The organism is Edaphobacter sp. HDX4 (assembly GCF_036877565.1).
Classification (GTDB): Bacteria; Acidobacteriota; Terriglobia; order Terriglobales; family Acidobacteriaceae; genus Edaphobacter.
Genome location: NZ_JAEDXW010000021.1, coordinates 1 through 13,373 on the forward strand (window position 1 = coordinate 1; position 13,373 = coordinate 13,373).

At 56.2% G+C, this 13,373-nt stretch carries 9 protein-coding genes; 7 read left to right on the forward strand and 2 right to left on the reverse strand.

From position 1 onward, the window contains the following. Both JAO29_RS17920 and JAO29_RS17925 read right to left on the reverse strand, forming a co-directional pair. Positions 1–1,702 (reverse strand): TonB-dependent receptor (locus tag JAO29_RS17920; protein WP_334269630.1); only part of this gene is annotated, 1,702 nt, incomplete at its 3' end. 212 nt (positions 1,703–1,914) lie between these two features. Beyond that, the gene (locus JAO29_RS17925; RefSeq protein ID WP_334269631.1) at positions 1,915–2,334 is read right to left on the reverse strand and encodes a helix-turn-helix domain-containing protein; all 420 of its coding nucleotides are present in this window, start codon (positions 2,332–2,334) and stop codon (positions 1,915–1,917) included. 393 nt (positions 2,335–2,727) lie between these two features. On the opposite strand from JAO29_RS17925, the gene JAO29_RS17930 reads away from it, so the two are divergent. The 7 genes from JAO29_RS17930 to JAO29_RS17960 all read left to right on the forward strand — a co-directional run bounded on the left by JAO29_RS17930 (position 2,728) and on the right by JAO29_RS17960 (position 13,352). Next, positions 2,728–4,176: a hypothetical protein gene (locus JAO29_RS17930; protein ID WP_334269632.1), complete on the forward strand. Its 1,449-nt coding sequence runs from the start codon at positions 2,728–2,730 to the stop codon at positions 4,174–4,176. Between the two features lie 42 nt (positions 4,177–4,218). Beyond that, positions 4,219–5,310 (forward strand): ABC transporter permease, encoded by a 1,092-nt coding sequence (locus tag JAO29_RS17935; protein ID WP_334269633.1) that lies wholly within the window; start codon positions 4,219–4,221, stop codon positions 5,308–5,310. A gap of 213 nt (positions 5,311–5,523) precedes the next feature. Next, on the forward strand, positions 5,524–7,125 hold the full coding sequence (locus JAO29_RS17940; RefSeq protein ID WP_334269634.1) for an ArnT family glycosyltransferase: 1,602 nt from the start codon (positions 5,524–5,526) through the stop codon (positions 7,123–7,125). Positions 7,126–7,294: 169 nt separating this feature from the next. Continuing rightward, positions 7,295–8,380: an MlaD family protein gene (locus JAO29_RS17945; RefSeq protein WP_334269635.1), complete on the forward strand. Its 1,086-nt coding sequence runs from the start codon at positions 7,295–7,297 to the stop codon at positions 8,378–8,380. 108 nt (positions 8,381–8,488) lie between these two features. After that, positions 8,489–10,549 (forward strand): M13 family metallopeptidase, encoded by a 2,061-nt coding sequence (locus tag JAO29_RS17950; RefSeq protein WP_334269636.1) that lies wholly within the window; start codon positions 8,489–8,491, stop codon positions 10,547–10,549. Between the two features lie 220 nt (positions 10,550–10,769). Next, positions 10,770–12,008, forward strand: a complete 1,239-nt coding sequence (locus JAO29_RS17955; RefSeq protein ID WP_334269637.1) for a lactonase family protein — start codon at positions 10,770–10,772, stop codon at positions 12,006–12,008. A gap of 120 nt (positions 12,009–12,128) precedes the next feature. Beyond that, on the forward strand, positions 12,129–13,352 hold the full coding sequence (locus tag JAO29_RS17960) for a lactonase family protein (RefSeq protein ID WP_334269638.1): 1,224 nt from the start codon (positions 12,129–12,131) through the stop codon (positions 13,350–13,352). Positions 13,353–13,373: the final 21 nt, after the last annotated feature.

Genomic DNA, 13,373 nt, shown 5'->3' on the forward strand with positions numbered 1-13,373 from the left:
CGACCAGCTTTGTCACATTCACAAAGATGTTGTGATTCTTGTTGTAGTCGCGGTAGGGCCCGTAGGTTGCGATCGCCGTGCCGCCGGTAAACGTGAGCCCCGGAACGCGCGGAAGCGTCGAAGCAAACGGAAGGTTGGGCTGGATGTCGGGTGAGTTGGCGTTGGCGGCGAGTCCCACCGGGTCGCTCAGCAGTGCGCCATAGGAGTAAGCGTAACCGCCGTCCAGCAATAGGCTGGGCGTCAGCGTGTAGGTCGCATGGGCGAGATAGATCTTGCCCGGCGCATTCGTATTGGTGGTGTTGACGCCCGGATAGCCGGTGCCCTGGAAGAGGCCGCCCGGCTCCTGGGTCGGGATCGAGTCGTGAATAAAGCGGAAGAAGACGTTCAGCTTCTGTCCTACCTGCTGGTCGATGCGAACAATCTGCTGGTTGCCGTTGAAGACGTTGCGCTGCGGTGGCGTCACCAGGGTCCCGGTCGTAGGATCGGGCTCCCCCACGTGAGAGTAGATGTCCTTTAGATAAGCCTGGGCAAGAGGGCTTGTGACTGCGACCGTCTTCGTTCCTCCGTTGGTGCATTTGCCCGTGGACTGGACCGTATTTGCTGCGGTGCAGACTGGCTGGGTAAAGATACCCCCGCGCTCGTTCAAACTCGGTACGCCCACCAGGGTCACCGGCTTGTAGGTGATTACGCGGCGCAGCTCCTGCGAGAAGAAGAAGTACGTCCCGTGTTTGCGGCCGTCATAGACCTTGGGCAGCCAAACAGGGCCTCCGATGGTGTAGCCAAAATCGTTATAGCGCAGAAGGCTGCGCGACGAGGTGGCCTTTGTTGCACCCGAGGGGCTCGTGGTCAGCTTGTTGAGGGTGTCGTTTGCATTGAAGATGTCATTCCGGACAAACTCATAAGCCGTGCCATGGAATTTGTCGGTTCCGGAGCGGGTGACAACGTTGACCTGTCCGCTTGCCGACCGGCCAAACTCCGCTTCATAGGTTCCACGAAGCGTCTTGAACTCGGCGATTGCGTCGACCGAAGGATAGGTCAGCAGGGTGTAGTTCGATCCACGGTCCACGTTATCAGCACCATCAACCGTCCACGCATTTCCGCTGGTTCTTGATCCATTGACCGAGAAGTTCACAACGTTGGTAGCGCCATTGGGGCTGGAATTACCGATGTAAATCTGGTCGCCGCCTGTATACGCCACACCAGGCTGCAGTCCGACCAGTTGTTCATAGTTGCGGCTTGAGAGAACAAGTTCACGCACCTGGGTCCCGTTGATCAGACCCGCCTGGGTGGCGTTCTCTGTATTGATCGCCAGAGCATCGGCCGTGACCACGACTTGCTGGACCGCTCCCGGATGAAGGTTGGCATTTACGGACAGAGCATCATTGACGTGGAGCACGACTCCGGTGATGACTTGATCGCCAAAACCTGATGCGGAAACGGTGATCTTGTAATTGCCTAAAGGAAGGGTGGGAGCCGCATAGTTTCCGCTGTTGTTGGTCGTAACTGTCCGAACGACCTGATTCCGATCGGTGTTCAGAATCGTGACCTTGGCTCCGCTGATAGCGGCTCCGCTTACATCAGTGACATTTCCGCTGATGCTTCCCAATACATTCTGAGCCCACATGTTGTGTGCGCCCAGTGCCGTGACTGTCACCGCGATGAGCATCATCGCGCGACAGGCAAAAAGCCTGAATCCCGTCATCACTGTCTCCTAAAAGGTGTACTGCGGATCCGGCTCATTGGCCGGTCCATTTTTCTACTAACTAAATAGGGCAGCGTGTGCGCGTTACCGCTAACGCCCGCTGTCTGACGTTGAGTTAATTCTTTGTAGCGGGCAATGTCAATGCTTGTTTGTCAAGAATCTTTCTTGTAATTCGCTGTCTGGCGGGGCTTTAGGGACATGACGGGCGGCATTTATAGGAAGATTCGGCCGTGGAGGACGAACTTCCATACTCCCCAGCCAAGCACGAATAAGGCGGCGATCATTACAGCGACGCCGAGCCAGCGCGAGTCGATCTGAGACATTGATCGACCGGAGCGGTTTCGCCGCACATTCTCAGCAAACTCGCTCCAGCCCTCCTGCTCGTTTGCAGGCACCGTCTCGCGCAGGGCCGCGTCGAACCGTTCTATCCAGCCGGACTCTTCCAGCCCGACCGCACTCAGGTAGCTGCGCAGGATTCCTTTGCGAAAGACTCCGCCGGGAAGGTCAGCATACCTTCCAGACTCGAGGGCCTCCAGATGACGAACCGAGACCTTTGTAACCTCACAAATGGTGTCCAGGGTAATCCGTCTTCTCTCGCGCTCCGTCCGCAGATCACAGCCGAATTGCTCCATTCCGCTCCGTTTCCCGTCAGAATTGATCTAATTCTTCCCGATATTCGCGGTTTTGGGCAGGATATTCCCCTGTTTTCCTGATGTCAAAGAAACTCGTGGCTTCTAGGTTACTGGAATCAAAGTGGTTAGAACCTTTGTACCAATTCGGGATCACTCAATTTGGCGGTTTTTACATCATTTTCCAGTTGTGAGCGGCTTTTGACGGGCCATTTAGCGAACCTCTATCATGGCTAAGTCCGTCCAGCATCCGCACCGGCCTCGAGTCTCATAGAGGGATTCGTCTGATGTCTTCCCTATATATGCGCAATAAGATCTCCTAAAGGGGCCAAGAGAACACGAGTGCGGATACCGTTCCCAGTTCATATTCCTCTTTCTCGAGTGACCATTTTCGCGATGCTGCTGTTCCTCGTGGAGGTCTATCAGGGAACATCACTAATCTTCGCGCTGTGCGCTCTGCTGTTTGTAGTTGTCGCGGGGGCCACATTCAATCTCGCTGGAGGTTTTTCGCGCCCCTCCGGATCCTACGTCTTCTTCTACGCAACTCTTGTCGCAATTGTCGGACTCGTCTGGAAGGCGGTTCTGGGCGAGCCGGCTGACTCCAATCTCACGAACCCGGTTCTGACGATGGAAGTCTACCTGGGCAGCATTGCCGCTATGTGGGTTGCCGTCGCCGTCAGTCGGAGGTTTACCCGCCGCCGCCCTTTCCTCGGTTCCTTCATCACGGACGCGAACATAGAACAGGCCACGTACGGTTGTATGTTGACAGGAGTGGCAATCACGGTTTTACTGTTCTCCTTCGAGTCGGCACCGGGGGGGCTTCTTAGCGCAGTGGGCCAGCTTAACCGGTTTCTGCCCATGACCATTATCCTGGGCGTGATATGCGCGGTGCGTCGCAGCGGTGGAAGGAAGAGCCTGAATCTTCCGGCATTGGTCGGAATGCTGGGTATCTTCATGCAGGGGATCCTCGGTTTTTCCAAGGAGGGACTCTTCACTCCAATTGCCTGCTGGCTGATTGCGGCTGCCTCTCAGGGCTATCGGTTCTCGCGCTTCCACCTTCTGGGTCTTTTCCTTACGTTGTATCTCATGGTTCATTACCTGGTCCCATACGCGCAGTACGGGAGAAACTTCTATGAACCCTCTCTCGCAGCACGCACCCGTATCATCGTTGATCTTCTGAGCGATCCGGAGGGGACTCGCACAAAATATGAGGAGATTAACGCAGATCAACTGGCCGAAGATCGTCACGGCTACTTCAACACTCCCCAGGGTTTGATGGACCGTCTACAGATGTTCACCGCAGATGACAATCTTCATGCATTGACCGAGAACGCAGGCGTTATCGGTACGCTTCCCCTGATTGTCGGCGTTGAAAACCTCGTCCCCAGATTCCTTTGGCCCGATAAGCCAACTATCAAATTCGGCAACCTTTATGCTCGCCAGATGGGGATGATCGCTGCGGATGACGTGACGACGGGCATCTCTTTCAGTCCATCCGGGGAGGCGTTTCACATCGGCCGGTGGTTCGGTGTCTTCTTCTGGCAACCTCTCATCTGGATTCTGCTCTTCATCGCCTTCGACTCCCTCTGCGGAGACACACGGAGATCGCCATGGGGGCTTCTTGTCACAGCCTATTTTGCCCACACAGCACCGGAATCTGGCCTCGCAGGACTCTTTTATTCCATCGGGTACGTCGGTTTCGGAGTTGTCTTCGCCGCACTGGCATCTGCCTATGTGATGCCTATTCTGGGAGTTCTGATCAGAGGGCCGCAACGGTCTCAGTTGCCACTTCGACCTGCAGTACGCCCTGTACCGCCTCGTATCCGTTCGCTGCCGCAGGCCTGACGCTGCCGGTAGAAGGCCTTCCTGCCATACACTAGGAAGTGCATGAATAAACTCGTCGTCGGCAACCTTGTTCACCGTCCTCTCCGATCTCTGATCAGCGCGCTTGCAATTGCGATCGAGGTCATCATGATCCTCTCAATTACGGCCATCCTGCTGGGCAAGATCAGCGGATTCAAGGCGCGTCAGAACGGGATCGGCATGGACATGATCGTTCGCCCGGCTACGACCAACAATTTCCTGGGAATGAGTGCGGCAGGAGCCTCCATCAAGGTCGCCGACGTTCTGGCGAAGATCCCTCATGTTGCGGTTGCAGCTCCGGTAAATATGACGCTCACCGGGTCGCTCGACAGTATCTATGGAATTGATTACAAGAGTTTTAATGATCTTCTTCCGTTTACTTATCTATCGGGCGGTCCATTCCAGGGGCCAGATGATGTGATCATCGACGACTACTCGGCTACCGGGAAGAAGGTTGGGGACACAATGAAGATCCTGAACCACGATTTCCGGATCTGCGGCATCGTCGAACACGGCAAGGGTGGACGGAAATTCGTTCCCATCAATACCTTGGGTTCGCTCAACGGAACCGAAGGTAAGGCCTCCATGTTCTATCTGAGGACGGACGATCCTCCGCGGTATCAGGAGGATGTGCGAAAAGCGATCCTCGCCACCCCCGGAATGAATCAATATGACGTGCGAACAGCCGAAGAATTTCTTTCAGCGATCTCTCCAACCAAGCTGCCTTACATGAGCACGGCCATCAAGGTCGTTGTTGGAATTGCACTTGTAATTGGTTTTCTGGTGATCTTCCAGTCGATGTATACAGCTGTGATGGAGAGGACGCGGGAGATTGGAATTCTTAAATCTCTGGGGGCTTCGCGCCTCTATATCGTCTCTCTCGTGCTTCGCGAGACGGCCCTGATCGCTGCCGCAGGAATAGCTCTCGGGGTGGCGTCAAGTTTCCTACTGAGCTCCGCCTTGAGTGCGCGTTTTCCAACCCTGGACTTTGTGATCGACCTGCCTTGGGTATGGAAGTCTATTGCGATTGCTTTTACCGGAGCGCTGCTGGGTGCGATCTATCCGGCATACAAGGCCGCCAGCAAGGATCCCATCGACGCGCTGGCCTACGAATAGTGCTGCCGTGAAGGTCACTTTCCTGCATCCTATAGATTTTCGATCCTCGGAGATGGACAGGTGACGGTACCGTGGCTAGAGCCGGTGGCCGGTGGTCCCATAGAGGAGCAAATTCAGCCTCAGGACACCACGTTGATGACACACTCCACAAACGATTCTGATTGTGGCTCTCGGTCAGGGCGCCCTTGGTCGACCGTTAACATCCTGGAAACGTTGCTGCTTGCAGTGGCGGCCGTCTTCCTGGCGTTGCATGCTCTCCACCTTCGTGCAGATTTTCCCAATCACTCGCCATGGATGGATTGGGCGAAGTACACCGATGAGGGATGGTATGGCGACGCGGCCATTCGTCACTTCCAGCGGGGCGACTGGTACGTGCCCGGCGACTTCAATCCGGCGGCAGCCCTTCCGGCCTGGCCAGTACTCGAGTCCGTCATCTTTCACTTCACCGGGGTCAATGTAATTGCTGCGCGTGGCCTCGCCGTAGCCATCTTCGCTCTGATCCTGATATCGGTTTATCTCCTGGTCCGGAGATGGCAACAACTGCAGTGGCCGGATGGAAGCAGGTCTTTGGCACCTGCAGGCGCCGTTCTTCTGCTGGCAGTCAGCCCCTTTTGCTATGCATTTAGTCGCATGGCAATCCTCGAGCCGATGCTGATTCTCCTCATGCTCCTGACCCTGTTGTGTATTTCGTACGCCCCGGTCCAGAGTGAGGTGGGATCCGGAAACCGTGGACGGAACGGAAGGTTTCTCGCGATTTTCACTCTTGGGATACTTCTGCCTCTGATGGTCTTCACAAAGACCACAGCAGTTTTTCTCCTTCCCGCTATAGCGTGGCTCCTGTTCGCTCGCTGTAGCTACCGTCTCCGCGCCGCGTTAGAGATGGTGGTTCCGGCAACGGTAGTCGGCATCTCGCTCTGGGCCCTGTACTACAGAATGGCTGTGCGGCCGCACTTCCTGGAAGATTATCGATATCTCTTTTCGGCGAACGCCTACACCGGAGTCACCGCTCAGAATATGTTCGAGGTCCTCCAGCAGAGCTTCGTCGATGGACTCTGGCTCGGGCAGATCCTTTACCCCTTGGCGATCGCCGCAACCGTATTTGCTCTCGTCATTCGACCCCGCCTTCTCAAAAATCCTCTGCTGCCGGCGCTGTTTCTTTGGGCGGCCGGATATCTCGCGTTCATCATCTATCACAACAACCTCCAACCCCGGTACTATCTCGTGATCGTGGTTCCGGTGACACTGATAGCTGTCATTGTCCTGGAGAATGCGCTTCGCGCTCTCAGTTGGAGGAGCTTCGCGGGAGCCTCAGCTGCTGCAGCCTGCGTCGCCGTTCTCATCACAATGGCCGTCTTGGATGCGCGGCAGACTCTCCGCTACGTCCTTCATCCGGAATACAGCTTTTCAGCCGCCGCCGAGCAAATTCGCCGGATCGTGGACTCCGACCGCACCCACAGCCCACTTGTACTCTCTATCAGTGGGTCGGACCTGTCCCTGATGACAGGACTGCCTTCCATCTGTGACGACTTCGGCACAATGGACCTCTCAGAGAGAGTGAAGGCATACCATCCGGGGTGGTATGTGGCCTGGAACGAGGTCGACGATGACAAGATGGATGCCCTGACCCCGCTGTACCGGCTCAGGCGTGTAGCTTCCTTCCCGGCAATGGATGATCCAGAACGGAATCTGATGATCCTCTATCGCCTCGACCCCCCTCCATCTGTACCCACTCCTCACCGGCCCCGCCATTCTGCCACGGAACTGGTCTCCACCGATTTCAACAACCAGGATTCCCCCCTTGGGGGCAAACGCTGAGAAGTTGATCTCCATGCCCCGAACTCCTGCATCCATGCCTTCAGACTCCGCATCCATGCTTTAGGGGAAACAGGTAATGTATCCTCTGAACTATCAGACATCTGTCATGCAAGTAGGTAGATGACCTCATTCATCGCAGGATGGGGAAGGCCGATTTTCAAGGAGAGCTATGCCGAGTCAGCAGGAGGTGAGGTGGTCACAACTGAAGGTGGGCCTGATCGTCCTGGTGGCTTCCGTAGTCCTGGTCACTCTTCTCTTCCTGATGACGAGTTCGGCAGGTCTCGGCATACTCTCGCACAAGCTCACCATCACCACTTACTTTGAGAACTCCGCCGGCCTGAAGCCGGGAGCAGCTGTAAACCTGCAGGGTGTGACCATCGGCACGGTCAAAACTGTCACAGTCATCGCAAGCCCTGACCGCAAGTTGACGCCGGTCAGAGTGGTAATGAAGTTGAACGAGAAGTACGGCGAAGAGTTGAAAAAGGATTCCAAAGCATCTTTGACCACCATTGGTGTCCTCGGCGATACGGTGGTCGATATCAACAGTCAGTTCGCTGTGGGGCCTCCGCTGCAGGACGGCGATGAGTTGAAGACGCTCGAAACGCCAAGTTTGACCGATGTCGTCAAGGCAAGCCAGGGAACCATCGAGAGCCTCAACGTTATCCTCGCCAAGATGAACTCGATCGTCGATAACCTTCAGTCGGGCAAGGGGTCTATCGGCCAGCTCATCAATAATCCCGATCTGTATAACAAGCTCAACGGCACCGTGGATGAGCTTCACAAGATGACGGTCAATCTGAACAACGGCAAGGGAACCATCGGCAAGCTCGTGAACGACGACTCCCTCTACAACCGTCTCAATGACACGACAGCCAAGCTCGCGAACATTGCGAACGACCTTGATCGCGGGAACGGTACGGCCGGCAAGCTGCTGAAAGATCCTTCGCTGTACGACAACCTGAATTCCACCCTGAAGCACGCCAACTCCCTGATGACCGACGCTGACGCTGGCAAGGGCGGCCTCGGCCTCCTGCTGAAAGATCCGAAGTTCCGGGAGCAGCTGGATGACACGTTCACCCAGGTCAATCATCTCGTCAGCGGCATCAACCAGGGGCGGGGAACTCTAGGCAAGCTGGCCACCGAAGATACCTTGCATACCAACATGAACAATTTGTTGACGAACAGCTCTGATCTTGTAACCGCCGTGCGGCAGAATCCCAAGAAGTATCTGACGATTCATCTTAAAATCTTCTAAGGGATAGGTTCAGCGGCAGCCATCTCCCGGTCGGCAGGTCTTCTTTGCTTTAAGCGGAGAGTAGTGTGGCGATGAATCTGTCATACCTGTGTCCTGTCGAGGAGAGCCATGATCGCAATTCGCTTTAAACTTCTGCTGCCCGCTGTGGCAATGCTCCTCTGTCTTCCCTGTGTGAAGGCGGAAGACATCTCCGGGCCAAAAGATGCGCCCAAGAAACCCGTGATCTTCGATCTCTCGGCCATCGACACATCGGCCGATCCCTGCGTGGATTTCTATCAATACGCCTGTGGCAACTGGCGCAAGAACAATCCCATCCCTGCCGATCAGACCCGCTGGGGTCGCTTCAACGAGCTGGCCGAGTACAACAATTATCTGCTTTATACCGATCTGAAGGCGGCAGCCGACGCGCCGAAGACGCCGCTGCAGAAGAAATACGGCGACTTCTTTGCCGCTTGTATGAACTCCGACCTTGCCAATCGCCTGGGTGCGAAACCGATTCAGCCTATGCTCCAGACAATCGCCGGATGGAACGATCGCAGCAAGCTTGCGACTTTGTTCGGCCAGATGGAGGACAGGTTCGCCGTCGGTTATCTCTTCTCCTTTGGGTCCGATCAGGACCAGAAGGACTCGACTCAGCAGATCGGCGAAGTCGATCAGGCCGGCCTCGGTCTTCCCGATCGCGACTACTACCTTAACCAGGATGACCGCTCTAAGAAGATTCGCGCTCAGTATCTGGAGCACATGACGAAGATGTTCACCCTGGCAGGGGATAACCCCGACCAGGCCGCAAAAGAGGCGCAGCAGGTTCTGGCCATCGAAACCGCGCTCGCAGAAGGCTCAATGTCTCGCGTGGATCGCCGCAATCCTGCCAACGTCTATCACGTGATGACAATTGCAGAGCTTCAATCGCTCACGCCCGACTTCGACTGGAAGGTTTACTTCACCGCCAAGAAGCAGGGCAGTCTCAAGACCGTCAATGTTGTAGCCCCCGACTTCTTCAAGGCCATGAACAAGCAGATCGACTCTGCTCCGGTAGACGCGCTCAAGAGCTATCTGCGCTGGCACACCATCCATCGGTATGCAGCTAATTTAAGTGATCCCTTCGTCCAGGAGAACTTTCAGTTCTATGCAGCGACCCTCGCTGGGCAGAAGGAGCTTGCACCTCGCTGGAAGCGCTGTACTCAGGCGACAGACCGAGCCCTCGGTGAGGCGGTAGGCCAGGACTGGGTAGCCAAGAACTTTCCCCCGGCAGCGAAAGACAGCATGGAAAAGCTGGTCAAGGCGCTCGAGGTTGCGCTCGATCAGGACATTCAGCATCTCGACTGGATGAGCGATGCCACCAAAGTCGAAGCCAGGAAGAAGCTCGACGCCTTCCGCGACAAGATTGGATATCCGGAGAAGTGGCGGGACTACTCCTCTGTGAAGATCGATCGGAATGATCCCGTGGGCAATGCGCAGCAGATCTCCGCTTTCAACGACCGCCGCGATCTGGCCAAGATCGGCAAGCCGGTGGACGAAAAAGAGTGGATCATGACACCTCCGACAGTCAACGCCTACTACAACCCGCCTCAGAACGACATCAACTTCCCGGCAGGAATTCTGCAGCCCCCGTTTTACGACTTCAAGGCTGATCCCGCGGTCAACTTCGGAGGGATCGGGGTTGTCATCGGGCATGAGATGACCCATGGGTTCGACGACCAGGGAAGCAAGTACGACCCGAAGGGTAACGTTCGCAGCTGGTGGACCGACGAAGACCGCTCCAGGTTCAACGAGCGCACCGACTGCGAGGTCAAAGAGTACAGCAGCTTCGAAGTCGCTCCCGGCCAGAACCTGAACGGGAAGCTGACTCTGGGAGAGAACACCGCCGACAACGGTGGCCTGCGTATCGCCTACCAGGCCCTGATGAGCACGCTCGCGGAACAGAATGCTTCAACCACTGCGAAGGTCGACAACTATACTCCCGCGCAGCGCTTCTTTCTGGGCTTCGGACAGGTCTGGTGCGAGAACACGACTGAGCAGGCTGCCCGGCTCCGGGCTAAGACGGACCCGCACTCTTCGGGACGCTGGCGGACTAATGGTGCGGTGCAGAACTTCGATGAGTTCGGCAAAGCTTTCGGCTGTAAAGTTGGCCAGCCGATGATGCCAGCCAATGCCTGCCGTGTCTGGTAACAAACCGCACTCGGGCGAAAAGCCCAGTCACAAACTGGCTGGGCTTTTTGTTTTCTGCGGGATTCCGATCCCCCGGAAGTGGCACAAAGTCGCCTCACCTTCTACAATGTCCTAAGGAATTTATCCCTAAAGATTTGCTCGCAATACGCGGCATCAAAGCATTCGATGCCGGCGAGAATTAAGGAAACGCATGAGGTTGAGCAGCATTGGCCGGATATCAATGGCCTTGGTAGTGTCCGTTGCAATGGGTCTGGGCATGACGGCGTGCGGTGGCGGCACGGTGGCATATCTTTGGGTGCTTGGCACACAATACAACCAGGTCGCAGGATTCAAGGTCGATAACTATTCGGGCAATCTGACCCAGGTGGTGGGATCGCCGTTCAGTTCCAACGGTACCAACCCCATCTCGGTCGCCCTCAAGCCGGGCGGAAGATACCTCTATGTCATCAATAAGGGTGTCGTAGCCAACGGCACAACCCCTGCGACACCTGGAAATATCGCGCTCTTCAGCGTCGGTGGTGATGGCGTTCTGACTTTCCAGCAGAGCTACACCAGCCGGGGAAATACTCCGGTATGGGCTACGGTCGACAGTACGGGCAACTACCTCTATGTGCTCGACTCGCTTTACCCTGATAACCCGGAGTACCCGAATCCCAACCACCTTGGTGACATCACGGTATTCGCAATCGACCCGAATACAGGCCGCCTGCAGTTGGTTCCCAACCAGCAGATCAAGGACAGCAACCAGACGCAGCTGACCTTCTTCCCGGTTGGCCCTGCGCCCACCATGCTGCGAACCTCTGGTAGCTGCGTCTTCACGCTGGATACAGGCGACCAGACCGTCTACCCGTATGCGGTCGGAGCCAACGGGCAACTCACGATCACGGCGAACTCCACCATCGCCACCGGCGCCGGCAATCTTACGTCGATCACCGCCAACGGGACTTATGTCTATCTGACCGATGCTGCTGCAACCTCGGATAGCCCTGGCGGCAGGATTCTTCCCTACACCGTTGGCACCGGATCCTCGGCCTGCTCGCTCAATACTCTGACGGGAGGCCCGGTCAACAATCTTCCGCTGACCTCGAACCCGGTCTACTCCATGGTCGACAACAAGGGCAAGACGCTCTACGTTCTCAATCGCTCATCCCTCGACCCGAACAACAAGGCGAGCTCAATCTCGGCATTCACGATCGATCCCACCACTGGAAAGCTGCAGTTCCTCGGAACTGGTGGCAGCCCGGCAGCGGGCAATCCATATGCGGTGGGTGCGGGACCAGTCTGCATGGTGGAAGATCCCACCAACCAGTGGGCCTACACCTCCAACAATATCGATGGAACGATCACAGGTAAGAGAGTAGATTCGAACTCCGGCGAGCTAAGAGAGTTGCCGAGAAATTCGACATTCCCGACGGTGGGGCAGCCAACATGTATGGCTCTCAGCCCGAACGTCAATTAGCCGGCACCCGTTGTCGGCCCACAAGACCGACCTGCTCTCGCTCATCTCGAGCGGGAGCAGGATGAGATTACCGGTTCTTCTATCTTGGAAATCGGTTGGCATTTGGAGTAAGGGAAGCGCATGAGGTTGAAGAAGATGGGCCGCGGAGCATTAGCCTCAATCGTGTCTTTGGCAATGGGGCTGGGCCTGACGGCGTGTGGCCGCGACTATACCGTCGGCTATGTCTACGTGACCACCGCATCAGGAACCTCTGGTCTGGTCAACGGCTATAAGGTCGACTACCAGCAGGGTTACCTTGTTCAGCTCGCAAACTCTCCTCTGCCTTCTGGAGGAAAGAATCCTGTAACGGTAGTGGCGTCCCCCGATCATAGAAGCATCTACGTCATCCACCGTGACGACTCCAATGTCGTGCACTTCCTTATCGGTTCCGACGGAAAGCTCTATCCCCAGAAGACTTATAACGTCACTGGAAGCTTTCCGACCGATGCCTCTATCGATGCTGCCGGAAAGTTCCTCTACGTCACCTACACGTACCAGAACACGATTCTTCCGGATGGAAGCCAGCAACAGCTCTATACACCGGCGAATCCTGGACCCGGCGGCGTAACGATCTTCCCCATCAACTCGGATGGCACTCTGGCTGCACCTGCAACGTTCAATCTGGGACGAAGCCCGGTAAAGATCTCCGCGACCAGCCCGAATCATTTCGTCTATGTCGTCGCTCAGGACGGAGAAACCTCGGCGAACCTCTTCGGATTTGCGCAGAATCCAACCAGCGGAGCTTTGACCCCGCTACCAGGAGTCACGATCAACTCCGGCAATGTAGTCTCGACAGGCTTTCCCTCTGGCGGAACTCCGGCCGGCATTCTGGCGGACAGCTCGGGAACTCATCTCTACGTCACAGACTTGGCTCTGAACGACGTGATGGCATACACCGTCTCTTCCAGCGGTATACCCAGCCTGATTGCGACGGCAAGCACCGATGCGAGCCCTGCAGGAATGACTCTTGACCTGACTGGCAAATATCTCTACGTTGCCAGCTCCGGTGCGGGTGCGATTGATGGATATACTCTCGGGACCAATGGCGAACCGATCCGCTCCACGGTCTCCGGAACGGTGCAGGTCGGCACCGGCCCAACATGTATCGGCATGATCGGAGCTCCCAGTACGGGTGATCCAGTTCATGCGATCTATGCCTATGCCTCCAATGCCCTGAGCAACAGCGTCTCCGGATTGCAGATGGATGCCTCCGATGGTCGACTCAGGCAGGTTCAGAACACCCCGTTTGGCGCGAATGCTTTACCTTCCTGCCTGGTGGTCGTGCCCACGATTCCAGGGCGCTAATTACCGTTTGGCTGTGAAGTT

Coding starts and splice junctions, on each gene's coding strand:
- JAO29_RS17925 (WP_334269631.1), bottom strand. CDS start 2,334: ATGGAGCAATTCGGCTGTGATCTGCGGACGGAGCGCGAGAGAAGACGG.
- JAO29_RS17930 (WP_334269632.1), top strand. CDS start 2,728: ATGCTGCTGTTCCTCGTGGAGGTCTATCAGGGAACATCACTAATCTTC.
- JAO29_RS17935 (WP_334269633.1), top strand. CDS start 4,219: ATGAATAAACTCGTCGTCGGCAACCTTGTTCACCGTCCTCTCCGATCT.
- JAO29_RS17945 (WP_334269635.1), top strand. CDS start 7,295: ATGCCGAGTCAGCAGGAGGTGAGGTGGTCACAACTGAAGGTGGGCCTG.
- JAO29_RS17950 (WP_334269636.1), top strand. CDS start 8,489: ATGATCGCAATTCGCTTTAAACTTCTGCTGCCCGCTGTGGCAATGCTC.
- JAO29_RS17955 (WP_334269637.1), top strand. CDS start 10,770: ATGGCCTTGGTAGTGTCCGTTGCAATGGGTCTGGGCATGACGGCGTGC.
- JAO29_RS17960 (WP_334269638.1), top strand. CDS start 12,129: ATGAGGTTGAAGAAGATGGGCCGCGGAGCATTAGCCTCAATCGTGTCT.